The organism is Celeribacter marinus (assembly GCF_001308265.1).
Lineage (GTDB): Bacteria > Pseudomonadota > Alphaproteobacteria > Rhodobacterales > Rhodobacteraceae > Celeribacter > Celeribacter marinus.
In genome coordinates this window covers 203,210-228,933 of record NZ_CP012023.1, presented here as the reverse complement: position 1 = coordinate 228,933, position 25,724 = coordinate 203,210, and the positions used below count along the sequence as shown (strand labels likewise).

Below are 25,724 nucleotides of genomic sequence, written 5' to 3'. Positions count from 1 at the left end.
GGCACGGACAGGGTGATCCCGTCCGCGCCCGTGTTGGTATCAGATTGGCTACAGGCGCTCTTCGGTGACTTTGTCGAACATGGACGCACGTGCCGGATCAAATCCAACGCGCAACATATCGCCCGTCTTCACCTTGGCCTGACCATCCAGACGGATACGGAACGGCTCACCCGCCACATGCGACCACACAAGCGTATCGGCGCCCATCGGTTCGACAATCTCCGCTTTCACGTCGATCATCACGGGCATGTCTTGGTCTATATAGACATGCTCGGGACGAATGCCGAACCACGCCGGCCCACCGGTTTTACCCGCAGGGGTAAACTCGTAGCCCTTGAGATCAATCGTCAGGTCACCGGCCTTGAACACACCACTATCAACATTGCCCTCGAAAAAGTTCATCGCGGGCGAGCCGATGAAATCGGCCACATATTTGTTGATCGGCTTGTCGTAAATCCCATGCGGTGTGTCGAGCTGCATGATCAAGCCGCCCTTCATAATCGCGATGCGGTCCGCAAGGGTCATGGCCTCGATCTGATCGTGAGTCACGTAGATCATCGTGTTTTCAAGGCGCTGGTGTAGCTGTTTCAACTCCACGCGCAGATCTGTGCGCAATTTTGCATCCAAGTTGGACAACGGTTCATCGAACAAGAACACATCAACATCGCGCACCAAAGCCCGACCGATGGCCACACGTTGCCGTTGCCCCCCCGACAAGGCACCGGGTTTGCGGTCCAACAGCGCTTCCATCTGGAGGATTTCCGCCGCCCGTGCAACACGCTTCTCGATCTCGGCCTTGGGCATTTTTGCGTTCTTCAGTCCGAACGACAGGTTCCCGCGCACGGTCATTTGCGGGTAGAGCGCGTAGGATTGGAACACCATGCCAATACCACGCTCGGACGGCTCCGCCCACGTGACGTTTTTACCGCCAATGTGGATCTGGCCACCCGACACTTCGAGTAAACCGGCGATGCAATTGAGCAAGGTCGATTTTCCACACCCCGACGAGCCGAGGAGCACCAGAAACTCGCCTTTTTCAATGTCGAGATCGAGGTTCTTGAGCACTTTTACCGCGCCAAAGTTCAGATCGAGATTGCGGATAGAGACAGAGATGTTGTCGGTATCAATTTGAGTTGTCATGAGCTTAGCCTTTCACGGCGCCGGCGGCGATGCCGCGAACGAACAGTTTGCCGGAAACAAAGTAGATGATGAGGGGAACGAGGCCAGTGAGAAGGGTCGCCGCCATATTGACGTTGTATTCTTTCACACCCTGCACCGAGTTCACGATGTTATTGAGTTGCACGGTCATCGGATAGATCGCGGGCTTGGTATAGACCACACCAAACAAGAAATCGTTCCAGATACCTGTCACCTGAATGATCATGGAGACCACGAAAATCGGCAAGGACATCGGCAACATAATCCGAAAGAAAATCTGCCAGAATCCTGCGCCGTCGACACGCGCCGCCTTGAACAACTCCACGGGGACCGATGCGAAATAATTTCGGAATAACAAGGTATTAATCGGCATACCAAAGATCGTGTGCACCATCACCAATCCGCCCAGCGTACCGTAAATACCCATTTCGCGCAGGATAATCACAATCGGGTACAGCATGATCTGGTAGGGAATGAATGCGCCAATGATCAACACGTTAAAGAACACTTCGGAGCCTTTAAACCGCCAAAACGAAAGCGCATAGCCAGACACCGAGGCCACCGCCACCGAGATGATCAACGAGGGGATTAAGATGCGTACGGAGTTGCCAAAGCCACGGCTCAAACCATCACAATTGATCCCTGTGCAGGCTTGCGACCATGCCTTGATCCACGGTTGGAACGTCAGATCGTTGGGCGGTGAAAAGATGTTGCCCGCACGCACTTCGGCCATGTCTTTCAGGGATGTCATCAACATCACATAGAGCGGCAAAAGGTAGTAGATCGAGAACACAATCAACGTGCCATAAACGATCAGGTTTGACGGCGTGAACGCGCGTTTGGGTTTGGGGCCAGACGGGCCGTTCACCATACGGTTCGGGGCGGACTTGGACATATCAACCATCTTTCTTGCCCCCGTACTGAAGGTAGACATAAGGAATGAGGACCACGACAACCATCGCCAACATCATGGTCGAGGCAGCGAAGCCTTGGGCGAGGTTTTGGCGCAAAAACAGCGTGTCGTAGACGTATTTGGCGGGCACTTCGGACGAAATACCGGGACCGCCAGAGGTTTGGGCCACAACGAGATCGTAGACTTTGATGATCCCTGCGGAGACAAGCACAAGCGAGGTTACAAACACCGGCTTCATCATCGGAATAATGATCAACAGGTAGGTCTTGACCGTTGAAATCCCATCGACTTTCGCAGCCTTCCAGATGTCTTCGTCAATACCGCGCAGACCCGCCAGCATGATGCACATGATTAACCCCGTGCCTTGCCATAGGCCCGCAATGAGGATGCCGAAAATAACGATGTCGGGATTGTAGAGCGGATCAAAGTTGAAACTCTCCCATCCAAGCCCGCGCACGATGGATTGCAACCCGAACTCTGGGTTCAAAATCCATTGCCACACGAGGCCCGTCACAATGAAAGACAGCGCAAAGGGATAAAGGAAAATCGTGCGAAACCCGTCTTCGAACCGAATTTTTCGGTCCAGAAGCGCCGCGAGAATAAAGGCGATAACAAAGGTTGCAATGAGACTACAAACCCCGAATATCATTAGGTTTTTGACCGAAACCAACCAACGAGCCGATCCCCAAAGACGCTCGTATTGGTCCAATCCAACAAAATTGAGTTTCGGCAATAGTTTGGAGTTTGTGAACGAATGGACAATTGTCCAGATCGAACAGCCCACAAAGATCACGGTCGCCGTTAAAATCATCGGCAACGTCGCAATCTTGGCGTTGATATTCCTGAACAAACTAACGGGGCGCTTGGCAAAATCGCGCCCCGCCCTGATCTGTCCCGTGTCGGTTACAGCCATTTTAGAATTCCCCTCTCCTGCCCGCGCATGCACGCCAAGACGTCTTTGCGGGCGAAAAAAGACCCGACCGAAGGCATGTTCGGTCGGGTCAATTTACGACTTACTCAGCTTCAGCGATGATCGCAGCATAGGCTGCTTGCGCGTCGGCTGCGGCAATGTCGGATGACCAGAATTGTGTCATCAGGTCTTCGATCTGACCGGAGGTGTCAGGCGAAAGAAGCATGTCGCCGGACGGCATTGTGTTGCCATCTGCGAGAATTTTCAGACCTTTTTTCATACAATCGTTTGCGGCAGACAGATCAACGTCACCACGTACGGGAAGCGAACCTTTGTTGAGGTTAAACGCAACCTGAACTTCTTTGGACAGCATCAAAGACGCCAGTTCTTTTTGCGCAACTTCGATCTCTGCATCGTCGTTCTTGGGGAAGTAGAACGCATCACCCGCCGTATCGATCAGCTCGTTCATGCCCAAACCTGGAAGACAGGTGTAGTCTACGCCAGCAACCTTTTGAGCCACGGCGAATTCGCCCTGTGCCCAGTCACCCATGATCTGACCGCCGGCTTTGCCTTCGATCACCATCGCAGTTGCGAGGTTCCAGTCCTGAACGTTGGTATTCTTGGAATACTCACGTGCTGCTGCTGCCGCTTCGAACACTTTCGCGTAGGCTTCGCCGCCTGCAACGTCCGCGTTCTTGTCTTTGTTCACGGCGAGCCATGCTTCTGGACCGGCCAATGCAATCGCCATCACGCCGAATGCGCCGGAGGACTGCCAAGGCTGACCACCCATTGCGAGCGGAACGATTCCAGCTTCGTCAAGTGCGGGCATTGCCGCGACGTATTCGTCCCAGTTTGTTGGAACGTCCATGCCGTTGTCCGTAAATGCGGCATTGTTGAGCCAGAGCCACTGCCACGAGTGAATGTTCACGGGAACGCAGTAGATGCGGCCATCGAGTGTACAGCTATCGAGAAGCGATGCGGGGTGGATCACGTCTTTCCAACCTTCGGCTTCGGCAACGTCAGTCAAATCGAGCATAAGGCCCGCTTCGATCAACTCTTGTGCTTGACGGCCGTGGTTGAACTGTGTCGCGCCCATGGGATCACCGCCAAGGATGCGCGAGATCATGATCGGACGCGCGGTGGATCCGCCGCCTGCAATCGCACCATCAACCCAGTTGTGATCAGTTTTTTCGTTAAATGCTTTGGCAAATTGTGCAACAGCGGCAGCTTCGCCACCTGAGGTCCACCAGTGTGTGACTTCGAGGTCAGTGGCATACGCGGCGGATGCAGCAGCGGTGATCGCAGTTGCGCCCAAAAGCGTTTTTACAAGTCTCATTCGTGTCGTCCTCCCTAGATTACGTAAACGTTACAGGCGCACCTGAAACGTTATAGATTTCGCAAACGCGCTAGAAATGCGATCAATGCGACCCTATAGTGTCAGTATGTCAGCCAAATTCGGTGAGACAAGAAAAATTATTAAAAAACGTCCTCAGACCACATATTATTGCTGTTAGCGGTAACTTTGAGGTGCAAAATGAGGGAGAGGAATTGGACGATTTGAGAGAATCATCTGCGGGGGACAGGGCCACAAGAGGTCAAAATCACTCGAATCAGGGAGGACGCCGATGACCGATACGCCACAGCTCGACGACGATCTTTTGCCGGGTGAACGCCCGACACTTAAAACGATTTCACGGATCACAGGTCTAGCGGTGGCCACGGTCAGCCGCGCGCTCAATGATGCGCCCGACATCTCGGCGGACACCAAAAAGCGTGTGCGCGAATGTGCTGATCGCATTGATTACCTACCCAACCGTGCGGGCGTGCGCCTTCGGACGGGCAAAACAAATGTAATATCGCTCATCGTGTCGACCGAACATGACATTATGAACCACACCGCGCGTTTGCTGTCATCTATTGCGGGCGGTTTGCGCAATACGCCTTATCATCTTGTTGTCACGCCATTTTTCCCAGACGAAGACCCGATGCGCCCCGTGCGCTATGTGGTTGAAACCGGATCGGCGGATGCGATTATCCTTAATCAAACCGAACCGGACGATCCGCGTGTGGCGTACCTGATGAAAAAGGGATTTCCATTTGTCACCCATGGCCAAACCAATTGGTCCGCGTCCCACCCATACTGCGACTTTGACAATCGCACGTTTGCCGAACTGGGTATTGAAGCATTGGCGCGCCGTGGCCGCAAGTGTGTGTTGGTCGTTGCCCCCCCTCCCTATCATTTCTACGGCAAGGAAATTCTAGACGGCACCAAAACCGCAAGCGAGCGATTGGGATTGACCCGCCTTGTGCTCCAAGATGTCACAACCGACAGCAGCATCAAAGATGTGGGAACATCCGTGCGGGCCGCTCTCAACGCGCACCCTGAAATCGATGCGATTTTATGCGGCTCGACCAATGCCACCGTGGCCGCAATTGGCGGTGCCGAAGCGGTAGGGCGCGTTCTCGGCGTTGATTTCGATGTCTTCTCCAAAGAAGCCACCACATTCCTGAATATCTTTCGCTCTCAGGTTCTGGTGGTATCCGAAGATGTCGGGGCCACGGGTGCCTCCCTTGCGCGCGCCGCCCTTCAGGCGATTGACCACCCGAGCCGCGCCCCCATTCAAGAGCTTGCCGTCCCAACCTTTAACGATCCACTCTTTGCGGCAAAGCCCGCTTAGACACCAACTGACCTGTAAGTATCCATTCACATTTAACCAACACTGGAGTGACCCATGGCATCGACAATGAAAGGCCCCGCCCTTTTCCTCGCACAGTTTGCAGGAGATGAGCCGCCGTTTAACACATTGGAAAACATCACCAAATGGGCTGCGGGCCTTGGGTATAAGGGCGTGCAAATCCCGACCTTTGATGGCCGCCTGTTCGATGTGGACAAGGCCTATGAAAGCGACACCTACTGCGATGAGATCAAAGGCATCTGTGCCGATGCAGGCGTTGAGATCACCGAATTGTCCACCCACTTGCAAGGCCAACTGGTCGCCGTAAACCCCGTCTATGACGAAGCATTCGACGCCTTTGCTCCTGTGCACCTGCACGGCAACCCCAAAGCCCGCCAAGCATGGGCCGTCGATCAGGTGACAAAAGTGGCGGCTATTTCGCGCAAACTTGGCCTTGATAACTCCGTGTCCTTCACCGGCTCGCTCGCATTCCCTTACCTGTACCCGTGGCCACAGCGCCCCGCTGGTTTGGTTGAGGAAGCCTTTGCCGAATTGGCGCGGCGTTGGAAACCAATCCTCGACGTCTATGATGATCACGGCGTCAATGTCGGTTATGAAATTCACCCCGGTGAGGACGTGTTCGACGGCGCGACATTCGAGATGTTTGTGGATGCACTGGGTGGCCATGAGCGCGCACAAATCAACTACGATCCCTCGCACTTCTTGCTGCAACAGCTTGATTACCTTGCGTTTATCGACCTCTACCACGACCGCATTTGCGCCTACCACGTCAAGGACGCCGAGTTTAACCCCGATGGGCGCCAAGGCGTTTATTCGGGTTATCAAAGCTGGACCAACCGCGCGGGCCGCTTTCGCAGTCTTGGCGATGGTCAGGTCGATTTCTCGGGTATTTTCTCCAAACTGGCACAATACGGCTACGATTCATGGGCGGTTCTGGAATGGGAATGCTGCCTGAAATCGCCCGAACAAGGGGCCGCAGAGGGCGCGCCGTTCATCGCCAGCCACATCATCGAGCTGACCGACAAAACCTTTGACGATTTCGCGGGTGGCGCGGCGGACAAAGCACAAATCAACCGTATGCTCGGTCTCTAGGGGAGATTTCCACATGCATAAGAAACTGAAACTCGGCATGGTCGGCGGTGGGCGCGGCGCGTTCATCGGTGGCGTTCACCGCATTGCAAGCCGCATCGACGGCGAATGGGAACTGGTAGCGGGGGCGTTGTCGTCAGACCCCGAACGCGCCGCCCTCTCGGCCGCTGATCTGGGGATAGAGGCAGATCGCTCCTACGGTTCTTACGCCGAAATGGCCACCGCCGAGGCCGCCCGCGCAGATGGGATCGACGCCGTAGCCATCGTCACGCCCAACCACATGCACGCCGGTCCCGCCATCGCGTTTTTGGAGGCGGGGATCAATGTGATTTGTGACAAGCCCCTCGCCCATACCCTTGAAGATGCTCAAAAAATCGCGGACGCCGTGGCCAAGTCCGGCAAGCAGTTCATCTTGACGCACAACTACACGGGCTATCCCCTGATGCGTCAAGCGCGTGAAATGGTGCAAAGCGGCGCTCTTGGCACGCTGCGCCTCGTTGCGGTCGAATACATCCAAGACTGGCTGACCGAACCCGCTGATCCCGACAACAAACAGGCCGCATGGCGCACCGATCCCAAACGCTCTGGCGCGGGCGGGTGCGTCGGTGATATCGGCACGCACGCGTTCAACCTTGCCTCCTACGTCACTGGGCTGGAGGTCGACACCATGTCGGCGGATTTAACCGCCTTTGTCGCGGGGCGCGCGGTGGACGACAACGTCGAATGTCGGTTCCGCTACAAGGGCGGCGCAAAAGGCACGTTGTGGGCGTCCCAAGTGGCCGTGGGCAATGAAAACGGACTGTCATTGCGCATCTACGGCGACAAGGCAGGATTGGAATGGCACCAAGAGAACCCCAACGTGATGAGCTTCACCCCGTTTGGCGAGCCAAAGCAAATCCTGACACGGGGCGGTGCGCAAAAAATCGGCTCGGCGCAAGCGCTGCGCGTGCCACCGGGTCACCCCGAAGGCTACCTTGAAGGCTTTGCCACGATCTACAAAGAAGCCGCCGACCTGATCCGAAGCGGCGGCGCATCCGGTCACGCACCAGGCATCGAGGACGGCCTAACAGGGATGCGATTTATCAAAGCCTGTATCGACAGTTCCGCCCAAGACGGGGCATGGGTCACACTTCAAGCATCGTGATGTGACTGTTTATTGATCAAAGAGGACCGCAACGCGCAAGCTTTGCGGTCTTTTTGATTGAGACGCCCCGCGCCATTGGCGTAAAGGAAGGGCGGTATAAGGGGGCGAGTATGTATTTGCGTGTTGAAAAAGCGGTGGGCAGCCTTGCGCGCTTGACCGCAGTTCTGGGGGGTGTGGCGCTTTTTGCGGTCATCGTTTTGACCTGTATCTCCGTCATCGGGCGGGCGCTCGATTTTGTCGGCCTACGGGCTATTGCGGGCGATATCGAACTGGTCGAGTTCGGCATCGGGTTTGCAGTGTTTTCCGCCCTACCCTATGCGCAATTTGCACGCACCCATGCGCGTGTTGACATGTTGCACCGCGTGTTCGGCCCAAAGATAAACCGCGTGCTCGATCTCATTGGCGATCTGTTCATGGCCGTTTTCACGGCGCTCGTCGCATGGCGGCTCTATTTGGGGATGCTCGACAAGGGATCGTATGGCGAGACCAGTTTCATCCTCCAAATTCCAATTGTTTGGGGCTACCGCGCCGCCATGTTCGCCTGTGGGGTCGGTGTGATTGTAGCGCTTTTTTGTGTGATCCGTTCGGGCCGTGCGCTTTTGAGCAAGGAGATTTAGGATGAGCCGTTTTGAAATCGGGCTATGGTCCTTTCCCGTGCTGTTGCTCCTGATCTTTTTGCGCATTCCGATCGGGGTCGCCATGTTCACGGTCGGATTTGGTGGGGCCTATCTTTTGAACGGCAACACAGTCATGGTGATGAGCCAACTCAAACACCTCGTGTACGGCGAGTTCTCATCCTATTCGTTTTCCATCATCCCGCTGTTCTTGCTCATGGGGCATTTTGCGACTTTGGGCGGCATGTCGGCCGCGCTGTTCAAAGCCTCCGAAACATGGCTCGGTCACCGCAAGGGCGGCGTGGCAATGGCCGCAATCGGCGCTTGCGCGGGGTTTGGCGCGATCTGTGGATCGTCCTTGGCCACGGCGGCAACAATGGGCAAAGTCGCTCTGCCCGAGTTGCGCAAATACGGTTATACGGGGCGCTTGGCCACGGGCGCATTGGCGGCGGGTGGCACGCTCGGCATTCTCATTCCGCCCTCGGTCATTTTGGTGGTCTATGCGATGCTTGCCGAAGAGAATATCGCCAAACTGTTTGTCGCGGCCTTTGTGCCGGGCATTTTGGCCGCTCTCGGCTATGTGATCTGCATCGCCATTTACGTGCGTGTGCGCCCGCATAGCTCTGGCGTGCGCGACAAGGCATCCCTATCTGAACGACTGCGCGCATTTTGGGATGTCGCCCCCGTTTTGGCGATTTTCACCGTGGTCGTTGGCGGCATCTATCTCGGCGTGTTCACCCCTACCGAAGCCGCCGCCATCGGGGCGGCGGGCACTGCACTTCTAGCGCTTTCTTCAGGCGGGCTGACATGGCGAAAATCCGTTGAGGCCACGCTTGAGACCGCCGGATCAACGGGAATGATTTTCCTGATCCTGATTGGCGCAAAGGTATTTAACAACTTCCTCGCGCTGTCTGGCGTGCCACAATCGGCGGCCGCCTGGGCAGGCGGTTTGGACATCTCGCCGTGGTTAATCCTCGCCACCGTATTGCTGCTCTATCTGGCGTTCGGTTGCATCATGGACAGCCTGTCGATGATCTTTCTCACCGTGCCAATTATCTTTCCCATCATGGCCGCGCTCGATTTCGGCATCGCACCCGCCGAATTCGGGTTGTGGTTCGGCATTCTGGTCCTGATCGTTGTCGAGGTCGGGCTGATCACGCCACCTGTCGGGATGAACCTGTTTATTATCAACGCGATGGCCAAGGACATTCCCATTTCCGAGACCTTCAAAGGCACCCTACCCTTTGTGGTCACCGATCTTGTGCGCGTGGTTCTATTGGTCGGATTTCCTGCCCTGACGCTGGGCCTTGTGCGGTGGGTGTACTGACGACATAAAAACGCCCTCCGCATCGGGAGGGCGTTTCCTTTTCTGTGTGATTACGCCGCAACCGGATCGGATGGCGCGGGCTTGGTCACATCACCCAAGGCCTTCATCGCGGCGTACTGACTAAGGAACACTTGCCCCGTCAGATCATGCAGCAAGTGCGATTTTTGCAACCGGTCCATCACCGGACCTTTGACCTCGGACAAGTGCAGCTTGATCCCGCCATCATCCAACCGCTTGTTGATTTCCTCAAGGCTCTCAAGGGCAGAACTGTCAATCTCGTTGACCGCAGGGCACATCAGAACCACGTGTTTGATGTCGCAATCATCCGCGATGCGGTCGAGGATATAATCCTCCAAAAACCGCGCATTGGCGAAATACAGGCTCTCGTCCACACGGATCGTCACCAGTTCAGGCGTGGTCAAAACCTCATGACGTTTGATATTGCGAAAGTGCTCGGTGCCCGGCACCAAACCCACCTCGGCCACATGCGGACGCGATGTTTTATAAAGGTGCAGACCGATGGAAAGCATCACCCCCGCCGACACACCCGTTTCAACACCAAAGCCCAAGGTGAGCAAGATCGTGGCAAGCACAGCGGCAAAATCGCCCTTTGAATAGCCCCATGTCGTTTTAAGGATCGAGAAATCAACGAGCGACAACACGGCCACAATAATGGTCGCGGCCAACGTGGCGACAGGGAGAAAGTAGAGCAAAGGCGTCAAGAACAACGCGGCAAAGGCGATACCAATGGCGGTAAACGCCCCCGCAGCGGGTGTTTCAGCGCCCGCATCGAAATTGACCACCGAGCGCGCGAAGCCGCCCGTGACCGGATAGCCGCCCGAGATTGCAGCCGCCACGTTAGACGCGCCGAGGCCAATCAACTCTTGGTCAGGCACGATGCGTTGGCGTTTCTTGGCGGCAAGCGTTTGCGCCACCGACACGGATTCAACAAAGCCGATGATAGAGATCAACACAGCCGCGCCAAACAATTGGCTCCACACCTCACCAGAGAACGCAGGTAGTGTCAGCGGTGGCAATCCGCGCGGCACATCGCCCACGATTTTCACGCCGTGGTTTTGCAACTGAAACACCGCAGAGATCAGCGTGGTGACAACAACGGCGGCCACAGGACCAGCCTTGGCTAAGATATCCGCCATGCGCGGGCTTAGACCCTTGGCGCGTAAAAACGGTTTCAACCCCTTACGCACCCAGAACAAAAACGCGGTGGCCGAGGCGCCGATGACGAGCGTAATGACGTTCACGTCACCGATATTCTCGATGATACCGCCAATCCGCTCGGGCAAGGTGTGACCACCCGCCGAGATACCCAACAGGTGCTTAAGTTGCGAGGCCGCAATCAAAATGCCGGACGCGGTGATGAACCCCGCGATGACAGGGTGAGACAGGAAGTTGGCAAAAAAGCCTAGCCGAAACAGACCCATAGCGAGCAAAATCAAACCAGACAAAAACGCCAATGTGATCGCGGCGGCGGCGTATTCCGCCGTGCCTTGCAATGCCATGTTGCCCACAACGGACGCGGTCATCAACGAGACGACCGCCACGGGGCCAACGGCCAACGCGCGCGAAGTCCCGAAAATAGCATAAGCCACAAGCGGTAAAATCGACGCATAAAGCCCCATCTGGGCGGGCAGCCCCGCAAGCAGCGCATAGGCGAGCGATTGCGGGATCAACATGATCGTCACAATGAGGGCGGCAACACCGTCATTGGTGAACGTGTCCTTGTTGTATTTGGAGCCCCAATCGAGAATGGGAAAATATCGGCGCAGGCTACGGGGATTAAAAGACACGGCGGGCGGTCCCTTTCGGATTGGAGCAAACAGCGGGCCATGACAATGACGGCCCGCTGCAAATACGTGATCGCTTTTACTTGGCGATTATTTTTTCGGGCTTAATCATCCACTCTTTACCGCGCAGCATGGCTTTCCAGTACACGGGCGGTAGGATTTGCTCTTTCAAAATCCACGCACGCCGTGTCGCTTTGGTGCCATCCAAGGCCCATTTAGGGAAGGACGGCAACAACACACCACCATAGCCGAATTCGGCCAAAACGATCTTGCCCTTTTCAACCGTCAGCGGGCACGAGCCGTAGCCATTGTAGCCTGCTTGTGGGCCTTTTCCATCGATGTCGGCGGCGATGTTCGCGGCCACAACGGGCGCTTGCATACGGGCCGCAGCAGCGGTTTTGGCGTTGGGCGCGTTCATCACATCGCCAAGCGACCAGATGTTATCAAAGGTTTTGTGGCGCAAAGTGACCTGATCCACATCGACCCATCCAGCCGCATCGACCAAGGGCGACACTTTGATGAAATCGGGCGCGCATTGCGGCGGACAGACATGCAACATGTCAAACTCGACCGTCACCGTTTCAGGCTCCGCATCGGGTTTGGCGACCTTGAACGTGGCTGTTTTGTTCGGTCCGTCAACGGCAATCAGATTGTGAAAGAAATTCAGTTTGGCGTCATAGCGTTTGACGTATTCCTCAAGGGCGGGGACGTAATCCTTAACCCCGAACAACACACCGCCCGCATTCATGAACTGGATATCCATGTTGCCAAGCTTGCCTTGTTTCTCCCATTCGGACGCGGACAGGTACATGGCCTTTTGCGGCGCACCTGCGCATTTGATCGGCATGGGGGGCTGGGTAAAGATCGCGCGCCCCCCCTTTTGCTCTTGGACGAGCTTCCATGTGTAAGGTGCTAAATCATAACGGTAATTCGAGGTGACCCCATTTTTACCAAGCGTTTCTTCCAAACCATCAACCGCCGCCCAATCCAGTTTAAGACCCGGACAGACAATCAGACGTTTGTATTTGACCACGCGGCACCCGTCGAGGATCACGGCATTGTTGGCAGGCTCAAACGCGGCCACAGCCGATTTGACCCAATGCACACCCCGCGGAATGAGCGACCCCATGGTTTTCGCGGTTGTTTGTGCATCGAACACACCCGCCCCCACCATCGTCCAACCGGGTTGGTAATAGTGGATATCTGCGGGATCAATGATGGCGATATCCAGATCGGATTTACGTGATTTGAGCGACGAGGCCACGGCGACCCCAGCGGCGCCCGCGCCCACGATCACAACATCATAACTTGCGTCCTCGACACTATCGGTTGGCGTCACACCGCCATTGGCAATGCGGCGCGCAACACCCGTCATGTCGTATCCTGCCGCTTTGGTTGCGGCCAGAATATCCACGACCGACTTTTCCTTGGCCATCGCCAGCGCCCAAAGCGTGGTCGTGCGCGTCCCCGTGCGGCAATAGCCGAACACTGGACCGGGCAATTCGGTGAGCGCCTCGCGAAACAGTGTTGCAGTCTCTTCGGTCACGATACCGGGGGTGACGGGCAGATACAAAAACCGCAAACCGGCCTGTGTCGCGGCCGCCTCGATCTCGTCATGTGTGGGCTGATCGGCGGCTTCGCCATCGGGTCGGTTACAGATAACCGAGCGAAACCCGCGCTTTGCCAATTTGGCCAAGTCATCAATCTGGATTTGTCCCGATACAGATAGACCATCGGTGATTTTCTTAAGCTCCATGCGTGCGTCTCCTCGCAGCTAGCGACCGCCGATCCCCTCCAACTGGGATCATAAGCCAAAACGTTGTGCCCCAAACTTCGAGGCGGTAGCGTCAGTGGCGGCGGGGAGACGCGCAGCGCGCGGACCCTAACGTCCCGACAGATATCCGGCGATCGCACTCAGGTCATACCCTGCGCTGGCCGCCTCACTCATAATCTCGTCTGCGGGCCGTGTGCCCGCTTGTGACAATGCCCATGCCGTGGTCGAGCGCGTGCCAGAGCGACAGTAGGCGTACACAGGCCCGTCTAGTTCCGCGAAGGCCCGTTGCGTCTCATCAATCAGATCACCGGTGAATTGACCCGGATAGATCGGCAGATAAAGGAAATTCAAACCCGCCGCTTGCGCCGCCTCGGCCATCGCGTCCGATTGCAACGCGCCCTCGATCTCTTCGTCGGGGCGATTGCAGATCACGGTGCGAAACCCTTTGTCGGCAAGGATTTGAACCTCGTCCAGTGTGATTTGCCCGCTCACGGTCAGAGCGTCATTTACCTTGTTAAATTCCATGTGTGCCTCTTTTGATGTGCGTGGGACCGCGCTGACCTTCGCCAAACACGGCGGCGCGGGCGATCTCTCACACATCAATCGTGACGTGATTTAGAGACCGTTGACCGGCACCTTCAAAAAGGTTTTGCCATCTTGATCGGCGGGCGGCAACTCACCAGCGCGCATATTCACCTGCAAAGAGGGAATAATCAGCCGTGGCATGTCGAGTTGCGCATCGCGCTCTTCGCGAAACTTGACGAAATCCGCCTTGGTTTTACCGGCACCAACGTGGATATTATGGGCTTTTTCGTCGCCAACTGAGGTTTCCCATTCGATATCGCGCCCGTTTGGCCCGTAATCATGACACATAAACAACCGCATATCGTCGGGCAGTGCGAGCACCTTTTGGATGCTGTCATAGAGCGTGGCCGCATCGCCACCCGGAAAATCAGCGCGCGCAGACCCGCCGTCAGGCATAAACAGCGTATCGCCCGTAAAGGTGGCGTTGCCCATGGTATGCGTCATGCACGCGGGCGTGTGACCCGGGGTGTGCATAGTGAAACAGTTCATGGTGCCGATGGTGTAGGTGTCACCGTCTTTGAACAAACGATCAAACTGCGAGCCGTCCCGCTGAAACTCTGTGCCCTCGTTGAACACCTTGCCAAACACGTCTTGCACAATGGTGATGTTCTCACCGATACCGATTTTGCCACCAACATTGTCTTGGAGATACGGGGCCGCAGACAGGTGATCGGCGTGCACATGGGTCTCAAGCAGCCATTCCACCTTGAGATCATGTTCGCGCACATAGGCGATAATCTCGTCGGCGCTTTCATACGAAATGCGCCCCGCCGCGTAATCAATATCCATCACGCTATCGACGACAGCACATGAGTTTGACGCCGGATCTTTGACCACATAGGAAATGGTCCATGTGGCCGGATCAAAGAAGGCTTTGACCTCAGGGGTCAGCGCCATATCAACAGGGTAAGTCTGGGTCATTTCTCTCTCCTCAAGTCGGTATCAAACGCGGCGCGCGGTGCGCTGCATCATGAATTTCGCGGCAAAAATACCCGCCACGAGAGCTACAAAAAACGTCAAAACGGCAGGATCAAGCGTGCCAATCGCGGGCAGCGCACCACCGGGGCAAAACCCCGCAATGCCCCAACCGATGCCAAACACCGCAGACCCGCCAATCAACTTGGCGTCGATCACACGACTGGTCGGCACTGTGAAGCGTGGCTCGAACGCAGGGCTATCAAAGCGTTTAAAAACAGCGCGGTAACCAAAGAAAGCCACAACAACAGCGCCGCCCATCACGAAGGCAAGTGAAGGATCCCATGTGCCGAACACATCAAAAAAGTTGATCACTTTGGCAGGGTTGGCCATTCCGGACATCGAAATACCAACACCGAACACAAGGCCTGTGAGATAGGTCAAAACATGTTTCATGCTCAAATCCCCCCCAACACATGGCGCACCACATACACGGTGATCGCGGTGAAAATCATAAAGGTGACGGTGGCCGCGATTGAGCGAGGCGACAGACGCGCCATGCCACAAACCCCGTGACCAGAGGTACAGCCAGACCCGTATGTGACCCCTAAACCGACGATGAACCCGCCGATGATGAGGGCAATATTGGACACGGGCACGTCGATTGCGGGCATCTCACCGGCAAACACACGGTAGACCAACGGTCCAGAAACCATTCCCGCCAACAGCAGCGCGCGCCACTGCCAATCAGAGGAACTTTGCGGCGTCATGAAACCGGCCAAAACGCCCGTAGCGCCAAACACACGGCCCTGAAACGCCATCAACATCACGGCGGACAATCCGATGAGAATGCCGCCAATGAGTGAGACAAAAGGTGTAAATTCAGTGATCATTGTGTTGTCGTCCTCCATACGGAGGGCATGGTAAGTACCCGAATAGTCATGTGCGTTTCCTTTTTAGATGCGCTTTTCGCGCTTTGTTTGCGTGATTTCTACCCGAGCGACACGGCCATGTCCGTGAGTTTGTCACATAAGATGCAATTATTGTGATTTGTTTAAGCCCCCCCGCGTCACGCGAAACACGCCCACCGCAAAAGCAAAAGCGCCAACGGTTTCCCGCGGCGCTTTTCAAAAAACGTTATCGTGTGTATCGGACGCGAACGATTGGTGTCTTACTCGCCCTGTGCGTCCGCGCGCGATTTACCCGACACGTTTTGCGCCAGTGTCGCGGCCATAAGACCGTCGAGGGCCCCATCCAAAACACCCTTGGTATCTGAGGTCTCAAAGTTCGTGCGCAGGTCTTTAACCATTTGATACGGCTGAAGAACATAAGAGCGGATTTGGTTGCCCCACCCCGCATCGCCCGCATTTTCATGGACTTCGTTGACCAAGGCCGAGCGTTTGTCCAATTCGATCTGATAGAGGCGCGATTTAAGCGCCTTCATCGCGATGTCACGGTTTTGGTGCTGCGATTTCTCGGAGCTTGTCACAACGATCCCCGTGGGGTGGTGGGTGATGCGCACGGCGGAATCGGTGGTGTTGACGTGCTGACCGCCCGCCCCCGAGGAGCGATAGGTATCAATGCGAATATCGGAGGGGTTCACCTCGATCTCGATGTTGTCATCGACCACGGGGTAGACTTTCACGGACGTAAACGAGGTGTGGCGCTTGGCGGCGGAATCAAACGGCGAGATCCGCACGAGGCGATGCACACCGCTTTCGGATTTCAGCCAACCGTACGCGTTGTGACCCGAAATTTTATAGGCGGCAGATTTAATACCCGCCTCTTCGCCCGCGCTCTCGGATTGCAACTCGACCTTGTAGCCTTTTTTCTCCGCCCACCGCACATACATACGCGCCAACATCGACGCCCAATCACAGCTCTCGGTGCCACCAGCCCCCGAATTGATTTCGAGGAACGTGTCGTTGCCATCGGCCTCGCCGTCTAACAGGGCTTCCAACTCTTTTTCGGCGGCTTTGAGTTCGAGCGCTTTTAGCGCCTCTTCGGCATCGGTGATGACCTCTTGGTCATCTTCCATCTCGCCCATCTCTATGAACTCGATATTGTCATTCATATCTTGCTCGATACCTGTGGCCGTGGCCACCGCATCCATCAACATCTGTCGATCACGCATCAGGGTTTGCGCGCGCTCTGGATCGTCCCAAAGGGTCGGATCCTCGATCATCGCGTTGAATTCCTCCAACCGATGCGGCGCGGTTTCCCAGTCCAGACGCTGCTTCAACAGCGCGATGGATTTGCGGATTTTTTCGACGGAGTTTTCGATCTCTGCGCGCACGGGGCACCTTTCGGGAACTTGAATTCTTTGGGCAGACAGATACGCGCCCCCGCGCCGCGATACAAGCCCCGCACCAAACTGGTGCATCCTCTATCGCCGCGCGCACGGGGGGGGGCGGATCAGTAAAGGCCGCCTGATGACAGCGAGTTAAACGTCGCCTTTTTGGGGATTTTAATGGTGGTGCCAGTGGTGGTTTGAACCGCACGTTCGCCGCTATCCACCTCGCCTGCATTAAACATCGGCAAATCCGACCCCATGGCAAAACCACCGTCAAACGTCACGCCAAACACTGGCTCTTCGCCATCGCGGAAATACTCGGCGACCACATTTGCGCCAGAGGCATCATCCGACAGGCGCGCACCTGTGAAACGATCGATCTTGATGAAGTGCCCCCCCGGTGGCACTCGAAACTTGCCGCCGCCAAATTTGGCCACGGCCTCTTGCATGAACTCGTTAAACACAGGTCCACAAAATCCGCCGCCCGAGGCACCGGGCATGGCGCGCGGCGTATCAAAGCCGATGTAACAGCCCGCAACAATGTTCGAGGTAAAACCAACAAACCACGCGTCTTTACCGTCATTGGTCGTCCCCGTTTTGCCCGCCACAGGAACCGGCAGGTTGACGCGGCCTTTTGCCGTACCGCGCGAGACAACACCCTGCATCATCGAGGTCAATTGATACGCGGTGATCGCGTCCATGACCCGTTCGCGGTTGGACACAATGGTCGGTGCAACTCCCGCGTCCAAAGAGGCGACTTTGCATTCCTCACATCCGCGCTGATCGTGTTTGTAAACGGTGCGCCCAAACCGGTCTTGGACACGGTCTACAAGTGTGGGTTCGACCCGCTCGCCGCCATTGGCAAACATCGCATAGGCCGACACCATTTTGTAAAGTGTGGTTTCCTCCGCCCCAAGCGACGAGGCAAGAAACTGACCCATTTGATCGTAGACACCAAAGCGTTCGGCGTAGCCTGCGACAACATCCATTCCGACCTCTTGGGCCAGACGAATGGTCATCAGGTTGCGCGATTGTTCGATCCCTGTGCGCAAAGGCGTTGGGCCATAAAACTGCTTGGACGCATTTTGGGGCCGCCAAACGCCCTGTGGCGTGTTGACCTCAATCGGGGCATCCACCACGATAGTCGCAGGGGTAAATCCACTATCGAGGGCGGCGGCATAGACAAACGGCTTGAACGACGAGCCGGGTTGACGGGTTGCCTGTGTGGCGCGGTTAAAGACCGAGTTTTGGTAGGAAAACCCGCCTTGCATAGCGATCACGCGCCCTGTGTTGACGTCCATCGCGACAAAACCGCCCTGAACTTGTGGCACTTGGCGCAAGGACCAGCGGATCAAATCACCAGTGCCATTGTCGCCCGAGGTCATGCGCCGCACATGCACGACATCGCCACGCTCAAAATTATCGACAAAGCTGCCACGCATCCATGCGATATCCTCGCGCGGCACGGAAACCTCGCCGATTTTTTCCACCAAAACAGTGATCTGTTGATCGCCAATTTGGTCAACGGCACCAACATGCCATCCGCCATCAAGTGTGACATCGCGCGCCACGCGTACATCGCCAAGCGCCTCTTCCCATGTGCCCGCGTCAATCATGGCCGCGTCAATGGATTTGCCCGTACCACGCCACACACCGCGCTCACGGTCCAACGTCTCAAGACGCCCCTCAAGAGCACGCGCCGCGACCCCTTGTAACTCGGGATCAATCGTCGCACGGATCGATAAGCCACCCTCAAAGAACTCTTCTTCGCCAAAATCTTGGCTCAACTGACGGCGGATTTCGTCCGTGAAATAGTCGCGGCTTGGCAATTGCGCACGAAAGCTTTCGTAATCGCCGTTTTGCACGGAGCGGATCGGCTCAAGGCGCGCGGTTTCATACGCCGCTTGTTCCAGATAACCGTTTTCATACATCTCACGCAGCACAAAATTGCGGCGCGTTAAAGCCGCATCATAGTTCTTGACCGGATGGTAGGAATACGGAGCCTTGGGGTGGATCGCGAGGAACGCCGCCTCTTCGGGGGCCAGCTCATACAAGGTCTTGTTAAAATAGGTCTGCGCCGCCGCCGTCACACCAAACGAACGCGCACCCAGATCAATCTCATTGAGATACAGCGCCAGAATTTCGTCTTTGGATAGGGATTGCTCAAGGCGCGAGGCAAGAATGATCTCTTTGATCTTGCGCTCGGCCGATCGGTCGGACGAGAGCAAAAAGTTCTTCATCACCTGCTGTGTGATTGTGGACGCGCCGCGCAAACGACCGCCCTGTGCCGCCGACAACGCCGCCGCAATCATTCCGCGCACGTCATAGCCGGGGTGCGAATAAAAGTTCTTATCTTCGGCAGAAATAAACGCGAATTTCACCAGATCAGGGATTTCGGAGGGTGGCGTATACAACCGGCGTTCGCGCGCAAACTCGTCAATTATTTTACCTTCGCCGCTGTAGATGCGCGAAATGGTTGGGGGCTGATATTGCGCCAAGGCCTCGTGATTGGGCAAATCGCGGCTGTACATCCACAACACACCACCAATGACCAAGGCGAGCAAAATCAGTCCCGTGGTCACGAGCGAAAAAATTGTTCCAAAGAACGAGAGTATAAACCGAAGCACGTGTACGCCTTTCCCACTGTTGGTGCGGGCACTTTAGTGACTCGCCCGACCCAACCTTTGGCTCTCCTTATACACAGCGCCGCCCGCGGTCAAAAGCAACCCGCGAAAATGTGACTGTATGTGCGCGAGGCTTCGCCAGTTGCCGCCACTTGCGACGCTATTTGCGCAATTGACGCGTGGCCGCCCGATCGATCTGTTGCCATGCGACCAAGGCATCGCGGATCGCCTGCGCCGCCGTGTCGCGCCACACCGGATCATCGAGGTTTGCACGGTCCTTATTGGATGACAAAAACCCTAACTCCAACAAAACAGACGGAATATCGGCAGATTTCAACACCGAAAACCCCGCCTCAAGGCGCGGACGTTTGTGCATCCCCACACTGCTCTCAAGGGCCGCAACCAACGCATTGGCAAAGGCATCGGTGCGCGGTTGCGTCTCCGTGCGCGCCATATCGAGCAAAACCCCCGCGATCACGTCATCTTGGTCGCTCAAATCGACACCAGACAGAATATCGGCGCGATCATGGCGCTCGGCCAATTTGCGCGAGGCCTCATCGGATGCCCGATCCGCCAACGTATAGACGGTCGCACCCTCGGCGCGCCCTTCGGAAATCGCATCGGCATGTAGCGAGATAAACACATCTGCCCCCGCCTCATGCGCGCGTGTGATCCGCGCCTCAAGCGGGACAAAACTGTCGTCATCGCGGGTCAAGACCACCTCAAACCCGCCGGCCCGCACCAAGATATCGCGCAACTCTTGGGCAAAGGTCAGCATCAAATCGGCCTCTTTCAACCCGTCACGCTCGGCCCCCGGATCAATGCCGCCGTGACCGGGATCCAGCATCACAACCATCGGCCCGCTCGGGGTGTGTGACCGCGCCAAATCAGATGCCGGACGCGCAACCCGTGCAAATTGTGCAGCCTCAGGCGCACCGGCTTTGGCCACAAATTGCTCGACGTCCGTGGGGGATAAGACCAACCGCAACACCGCATCCGATGCGCCGCGCGTCATTTGTGCGGTTTTAACCTGCAATGGCACATCAAGGTCGATCACCATACGCGACCAACCGGAGCGAAACAGACCCACGCGCAGGCCCAAAACCGCCTCGGAGCGATCAAAGGCCTGCGTGTCAAACCCCGCCCAATCCACTTCGGAAAAGTCCACAATCAGACGCATCGGGTCACTCAATGTGAACACGCGAAACGCAACGGGTTGCCCCAGATGCAAGGTAAGCACGGTATTCGCCCCCTCCTCGGAGACAACCGAGCCCGTATTCGATGCCGATGTCAGCGCGGTAAACACCTCTTGCGCCTGTGCACCAATCGCCGCACACGCCAGACCAAGGCAAAGCCCCATCACCGTTACACCCTGTCTCACTGCTGCCCCGATCACACCCACACCCTACTCTTTTCACACCGCTTTGACGTTGCACGCACCTTAACGGGTGGAGCCTGTCGATCCTAGCCCTTGGTGCGGTTACTCATAAACGCGTGAAGCCGCGACAAACCTTCGCGGATATCCGCCGTTGAGCGCGCATAGGAAAACCGCATGGTTTGCGCCCCGCGCACAGGGTCGAAATCAAGCCCAGGCGTGACAGCAACCCCCACCTCATCAAGGATTTGCGCACAAAACGCCCGACTATCCTGCGTCAAATCAGACACATCGGCATAGATGTAGAACGCCCCGTCCGGCGGCGCGATCTTGTCAAATCCGATTTTGGGCAGCTCTTGCATCATTAGCGCGCGGTTTTGCGCGTAGACTTCGATATGGGCCTCGCACGCATCACGCGCCTCAAGCGCACCAAGAGCGGCGATCTGGGCGGCATGTGGCGGACAGATAAACAGGTTTTGCGCCAAGCGTTCAACAACCCGAACATGATCCTCGGGCACGATCATCCAGCCCACCCGCCAACCGGTCATCGAGAAGTACTTTGAAAACGAATTGATAACGTAGACATCATCGCTGATTTCCAACGCCGTCACCGCGCGCGTGTCGTAGTGAACGCCGTGATAAATCTCGTCCGAGATAAACGAGATCCCTTTGGCCGCACAGGTCTCGATCAGAGCGGCCATAGCCGCACGGTCTAGCATGGTGCCGGACGGATTGCCCGGACTGGCGACAATCAACCCGTCCACATCATCGGGAATTTGCGCAGGGGCCGGTTGCAAGCGGTTCTCGGGCGTGGATTGGATGCCAACGGGTTCGATATCCAAGGCGCTCAGAATTTGCCGATAAGACGGATACCCCGGCTCGCCCAAGGCCACCTTGCCCCCCGCATCAAACAGTGCGGTGAACGCAAGGATAAACGCGCCCGACGAGCCGGATGTGACCACAACGCGGGACGGATCGACGCTCACGCCGTACCAGTCGGCATAAAGCCCCGCAATGGCGCGGCGCAATTCGGGCAGCCCAAGCGCCACGGTGTAGCCAAGTGGTCCCGCCTCCATCGCGGCGGCCAGTTTGGCACGCGCATTGGCGGGGGCACCGGTCGAAGGTTGGCCCACTTCCATATGGATCACATGACGCCCCGCGTCCTCGGCGGCGCGTGCCGCCTCCATCACGTCCATGACGATAAAGGGATCAACATTGCTTCGACGGGAGGTTTTCATGGGCGGGCCTTTTGGTTCACGGTGTTCCTCAAGCGATGCCACTTGGCGCGCACAATTGCAACGCCACAGCGCCGAGATGGTGGACCTGCGACCGAGGGTCACGCAAGTGTTGGGTGGACCCACGCCTCCGATGTGGTAGACGATTTGCAACCAGATTTTCAACGGAGAGATACCACATGGCTCTGCCCCGCTTTTTGACCCGCCTCACGACAGCCGCCCTTTTGACGGCATCGACGGCGTTTGGGGCACATGCCCTTGATCTTTCCGACATGTCTAGCGCCGAACGCGCCGCATTCGGGGCCGAGGTTCGCGCCTACCTGATGGAAAACCCAGAGGTCTTGATGGAGGCGGTCGACGTTTATAATCAACGCCAACAAGCCGCCCAAGAAGCGGGCGAAGCGGGTCTGATTGCGGCCCACGCCGCCGATCTGTTCGAGGCCGAGGGCGATCTGGTCTACGGCAACCCCGATGCCGATTTGGTCTTTGTCGAGTTCTCGGATTACCGGTGCGGTTATTGCAAAAAAGCCTACCCCGATGTCAAAGCCCTGCTTGAAAAAGACGGCAACATCAAACTCATCGTCAAAGAATATCCCATTTTGGGCGAAGAGAGTGTTCTGGCCGCGCGGTTTGCACTGGCGGTCCGTTCCGTTGGCGGCGTCGAGGCCTATGACGCGATCCATGATGCGTTGATGACCACGCGCGGCAACGTGACCGAGGGCAGCCTCAAACGGATGGCAAAAGATTTAGGTCTGGACGGCGACGCCGTTATGGCCGCCACCGACAGTGACGCGGTCAACGAGATTTTGGGCCGCAACCAACAGCTTGGCCAGATTTTCCAAATTTCAGGCACGCCAACCTTTGTGATGGGCGAACAACTCATTCGGGGCTACGTGCCGTTTGATGCGATGAACGAAATCGTGGCCGATCTTAGGCAAAATCGCTGATTTATCAGATCACTACAGCATTAAGTTAAGAAAAAGCCCCGACACGTTGCGGGGCTTTTTTGTTACGGCTTGACCCTAAGGATTGGCGGTTATTGCGCCGCCTCATCTGCGGCCAGCGTCTTTGCGATCTCGGCGGCTTTGGCTTCGACCTGTTCTACGATGTGCTCGACCATACGCTCATTGTCCATCTTGTGGCTTTGCTTGCCGCCCAGATAGACCATACCATGGCCCGCACCGCCGCCTGTCCACCCCACATCGGTCATCAGCGCCTCACCGGGGCCGTTCACCACACAACCAATGATCGACAGAGACATCGGCGTTTTGATGTGCTCAAGGCGCTGCTCCAACGCCTCAACCGTTTTGATCACGTCAAAGCCCTGACGCGCACAAGACGGGCACGAAATGATGTTCACACCACGGTGGCGCAGGCCAAGCGATTTCAGGATTTCATAGCCGACCTTGACCTCCTCAACGGGATCCGCCGACAGGCTCACACGGATCGTGTCGCCTATGCCCATCCACAACAGTTGCCCCATGCCAATGGCCGATTTGATCGTGCCCGACATCAAGCCGCCCGCCTCGGTGATACCAAGGTGGATTGGTGCATCCGTAGCCTCCGCTAATTGTTGATAGGCGGCAGAGGCCATAAAGACGTCCGATGCTTTGACCGAAATTTTGAAGTTGTGAAAATCGTTGTCTTCGAGAATTTTAATGTGATCAAGGCCACTTTCGACCATCGCGTCCGGACATGGCTCGCCGTATTTATCCAACAGGTGCTTTTCCAACGACCCGCCATTGACGCCGATACGGATCGAGCAATTGTTGTCCTTGGCCGCTTTGATCACCTCTTTGACGCGGCTCTCATCCCCGATATTTCCCGGATTGATCCGCAGACACGCCGCCCCCGCCTCAGCCGCCTCAATCGCACGTTTGTAGTGAAAATGGATGTCGGCCACGATCGGCACAGGGCTTTCGCGACAAATCTCTTTGAGGGCCGTTGTTGCCGCGACATCAGGGGCGGAGATGCGCACAATGTCCGCGCCCGCTTCTGCCGCGCGCATGACTTGGGCCAAAGTCGCTTTGACATCGCCACTATCGGTGTTGGTCATGGTCTGCACGGTGATCGGCGCATCGCCCCCCACAGGCACATCCCCAACCCATATTTTACGGCTCACGCGGCGGTCAATATTGCGCCAAGGGCGGATCGGATTATGGGACATGGGGTACGGTCCTTGCGGCTAAAAATTGGATCACGCCATAGATAAGCTGCGCAGCACAGGCAAGCAAGCCGTTGCGCGCCAGCTAAGATCACGCCACCGCGATGGCAAGGGACGGACAATCAGATCAAGGTAGTGAAAATGGGGGTTATTCGGACGCGGGCGTTAAAATCGCATCATTCTGCGCCACACGAAACATCTCGGCGACACCCGAATTGGCCGCAAGATCAACGGGCTGGAACGCCTCTGACACAGATGCCACAGACAGCGCGATATTTTTAACGACAGAACCGGAGCCACCGGCAGGGCCGTATGCTTGGCCGTTTACCGAGAAATACACACCACCCGCATTGCCTGTGCGCAACACTGGGGCATCTTCGGTTGCAGGCAGGACATAGCGTTCACCCGCATTGAGGATTTTCTCGAACAACACTGTGCCACCGGCGGAACTCACACGCACCCATGTGGCATTGACCGCAACCAACGCCAATTCAGCCGCATCTTGCTCGACCACCTGAACAGGGGCGATCGCGTCCGCATCGGCAGTCACGGCATCAGCCATAAGACCGGACATCGCATTCAACCGCTCCTCGGCGCTCTCGTCGCCAAGAGATCCAACGGCGCGTGGATCAAGCGTTGCAATCGGCCCATCACGGGGCACAAGAACCGGTACATCGAGCGCTTGCGGACGATACAGACGGTTAAACGCATCGGCAGAGGGCGCAGCAATTCCCACACCTTCATCAACAGCAGCCATAAGCACTTGTGAGGATGGCATCGGCGCGATTTCGGCAACAAGGCCCGGAGTTTGATCGACGGGAGACAATTGCACTTTTTGAATTTCGTTCAGAATAGACCAACCGCCAAAGCCGATCACACCCACAAGCGCCAACAAGACAGCCGTGGAGCCGATTGCACCAGGCTCGACCTTCGACAAAAAGCTTTCTGGGCGCGGCACAAAACTGGCATTCGGATCGGAAAATGGGTCTTTGTTTGCGCGTGCGGCGACCGCAACCGGAGCCGCGCGCTTGGACGAGGCTTCTGGTGCCATACCATGCGCCACCGCGAATCCACTCTCGGCGCAAAACCGTTCAAACGCCCAA

General features: G+C 56.5%; 22 protein-coding genes. 6 read left to right on the top strand and 16 right to left on the bottom strand.

Going from position 1 to position 25,724, the window contains the following annotated elements; translation table 11 throughout:
* Positions 1-48 precede the first annotated feature (48 nt).
* The 4 genes from IMCC12053_RS01140 to IMCC12053_RS01125 form a co-directional block, all read right to left on the bottom strand.
* Positions 49-1,140, bottom strand: a complete 1,092-nt coding sequence (locus IMCC12053_RS01140) for an ABC transporter ATP-binding protein (RefSeq protein ID WP_062214928.1) — start codon at positions 1,138-1,140, stop codon at positions 49-51.
* A 4-nt stretch (positions 1,141-1,144) separates the two neighbouring features.
* Positions 1,145-2,062: a carbohydrate ABC transporter permease gene (locus IMCC12053_RS01135; protein ID WP_062214926.1), complete on the bottom strand. Its 918-nt coding sequence runs from the start codon at positions 2,060-2,062 to the stop codon at positions 1,145-1,147.
* On the bottom strand, positions 2,055-2,984 hold the full coding sequence (locus IMCC12053_RS01130; RefSeq protein ID WP_062214924.1) for a carbohydrate ABC transporter permease: 930 nt from the start codon (positions 2,982-2,984) through the stop codon (positions 2,055-2,057). The genes IMCC12053_RS01135 and IMCC12053_RS01130 overlap by 8 nt, the downstream gene beginning before the upstream one ends.
* A 100-nt stretch (positions 2,985-3,084) precedes the next feature.
* The gene (locus tag IMCC12053_RS01125) at positions 3,085-4,317 is read right to left on the bottom strand and encodes an ABC transporter substrate-binding protein (protein WP_062214923.1); all 1,233 of its coding nucleotides are present in this window, start codon (positions 4,315-4,317) and stop codon (positions 3,085-3,087) included.
* A gap of 289 nt (positions 4,318-4,606) precedes the next feature.
* Here IMCC12053_RS01125 and IMCC12053_RS01120 point away from each other — a divergent pair, with 289 nt between their 5' ends.
* The 5 genes from IMCC12053_RS01120 (at position 4,607) to IMCC12053_RS01100 (ending at position 9,851) form a co-directional block, all read left to right on the top strand.
* Positions 4,607-5,659: a LacI family transcriptional regulator gene (locus IMCC12053_RS01120; RefSeq protein ID WP_062214921.1), complete on the top strand. Its 1,053-nt coding sequence runs from the start codon at positions 4,607-4,609 to the stop codon at positions 5,657-5,659.
* A 54-nt stretch (positions 5,660-5,713) separates the two neighbouring features.
* Positions 5,714-6,769, top strand: coding sequence for a sugar phosphate isomerase/epimerase family protein (locus tag IMCC12053_RS01115; protein WP_062214920.1), 1,056 nt, complete (start codon positions 5,714-5,716; stop codon positions 6,767-6,769).
* A gap of 13 nt (positions 6,770-6,782) precedes the next feature.
* The gene (locus IMCC12053_RS01110) at positions 6,783-7,910 is read left to right on the top strand and encodes a Gfo/Idh/MocA family protein (RefSeq protein WP_236852489.1); all 1,128 of its coding nucleotides are present in this window, start codon (positions 6,783-6,785) and stop codon (positions 7,908-7,910) included.
* 110 nt (positions 7,911-8,020) lie between these two features.
* Positions 8,021-8,527 carry a TRAP transporter small permease gene (locus IMCC12053_RS01105; RefSeq protein ID WP_062214918.1) on the top strand — a complete coding sequence of 169 codons (507 nt, stop codon included), beginning with the start codon at positions 8,021-8,023 and terminating at the stop codon, positions 8,525-8,527.
* Position 8,528: 1 nt separating this feature from the next.
* Entirely contained in the window at positions 8,529-9,851 is a 1,323-nt protein-coding gene (locus tag IMCC12053_RS01100) for a TRAP transporter large permease (protein ID WP_062214916.1), read from the top strand.
* A gap of 50 nt (positions 9,852-9,901) precedes the next feature.
* Here IMCC12053_RS01100 and IMCC12053_RS01095 read toward each other — a convergent pair whose 3' ends face one another.
* From IMCC12053_RS01095 to IMCC12053_RS01050, 10 genes are all read right to left on the bottom strand, one after another.
* Entirely contained in the window at positions 9,902-11,659 is a 1,758-nt protein-coding gene (locus IMCC12053_RS01095) for a SulP family inorganic anion transporter (protein ID WP_062214914.1), read from the bottom strand.
* A 76-nt stretch (positions 11,660-11,735) separates the two neighbouring features.
* Positions 11,736-13,412 carry a bifunctional protein tyrosine phosphatase family protein/NAD(P)/FAD-dependent oxidoreductase gene (locus IMCC12053_RS01090; protein WP_062214912.1) on the bottom strand — a complete coding sequence of 559 codons (1,677 nt, stop codon included), beginning with the start codon at positions 13,410-13,412 and terminating at the stop codon, positions 11,736-11,738.
* Between the two features lie 126 nt (positions 13,413-13,538).
* Positions 13,539-13,955, bottom strand: coding sequence for a protein tyrosine phosphatase family protein (locus tag IMCC12053_RS01085; RefSeq protein WP_062214910.1), 417 nt, complete (start codon positions 13,953-13,955; stop codon positions 13,539-13,541).
* A 90-nt stretch (positions 13,956-14,045) separates the two neighbouring features.
* Positions 14,046-14,936, bottom strand: coding sequence for an MBL fold metallo-hydrolase (locus IMCC12053_RS01080; RefSeq protein WP_062214908.1), 891 nt, complete (start codon positions 14,934-14,936; stop codon positions 14,046-14,048).
* A 21-nt stretch (positions 14,937-14,957) separates the two neighbouring features.
* The gene (locus IMCC12053_RS01075) at positions 14,958-15,386 is read right to left on the bottom strand and encodes a DUF6691 family protein (RefSeq protein WP_062214906.1); all 429 of its coding nucleotides are present in this window, start codon (positions 15,384-15,386) and stop codon (positions 14,958-14,960) included.
* A gap of 2 nt (positions 15,387-15,388) precedes the next feature.
* Positions 15,389-15,823 (bottom strand): YeeE/YedE family protein, encoded by a 435-nt coding sequence (locus IMCC12053_RS01070; protein WP_062214903.1) that lies wholly within the window; start codon positions 15,821-15,823, stop codon positions 15,389-15,391.
* A 278-nt stretch (positions 15,824-16,101) separates the two neighbouring features.
* Complete coding sequence (gene prfB / locus IMCC12053_RS01065; protein WP_062220690.1) at positions 16,102-17,226, bottom strand: peptide chain release factor 2; 1,125 nt, start codon at positions 17,224-17,226, stop codon at positions 16,102-16,104.
* A 119-nt stretch (positions 17,227-17,345) separates the two neighbouring features.
* Complete coding sequence (locus tag IMCC12053_RS01060; protein WP_062214901.1) at positions 17,346-19,850, bottom strand: penicillin-binding protein 1A; 2,505 nt, start codon at positions 19,848-19,850, stop codon at positions 17,346-17,348.
* A gap of 157 nt (positions 19,851-20,007) precedes the next feature.
* Complete coding sequence (locus tag IMCC12053_RS01055) at positions 20,008-21,249, bottom strand: N-acetylmuramoyl-L-alanine amidase (protein ID WP_236852486.1); 1,242 nt, start codon at positions 21,247-21,249, stop codon at positions 20,008-20,010.
* Positions 21,250-21,311: 62 nt separating this feature from the next.
* Positions 21,312-22,460, bottom strand: a complete 1,149-nt coding sequence (locus IMCC12053_RS01050; protein WP_062220685.1) for a pyridoxal phosphate-dependent aminotransferase — start codon at positions 22,458-22,460, stop codon at positions 21,312-21,314.
* A gap of 176 nt (positions 22,461-22,636) precedes the next feature.
* On the opposite strand from IMCC12053_RS01050, the gene IMCC12053_RS01045 reads away from it, so the two are divergent.
* On the top strand, positions 22,637-23,404 hold the full coding sequence (locus IMCC12053_RS01045; protein ID WP_062214899.1) for a DsbA family protein: 768 nt from the start codon (positions 22,637-22,639) through the stop codon (positions 23,402-23,404).
* 89 nt (positions 23,405-23,493) lie between these two features.
* On the opposite strand, the gene ispG is transcribed toward IMCC12053_RS01045, so the two are convergent.
* Together ispG and IMCC12053_RS01035 are read right to left on the bottom strand one after the other, a co-directional pair.
* Entirely contained in the window at positions 23,494-24,624 is a 1,131-nt protein-coding gene (gene ispG, locus IMCC12053_RS01040) for a flavodoxin-dependent (E)-4-hydroxy-3-methylbut-2-enyl-diphosphate synthase (protein ID WP_062214897.1), read from the bottom strand.
* 145 nt (positions 24,625-24,769) lie between these two features.
* Positions 24,770-25,672, bottom strand: a complete 903-nt coding sequence (locus IMCC12053_RS01035; protein WP_417903503.1) for a DUF4115 domain-containing protein — start codon at positions 25,670-25,672, stop codon at positions 24,770-24,772.
* Positions 25,673-25,724 lie beyond the last annotated feature (52 nt).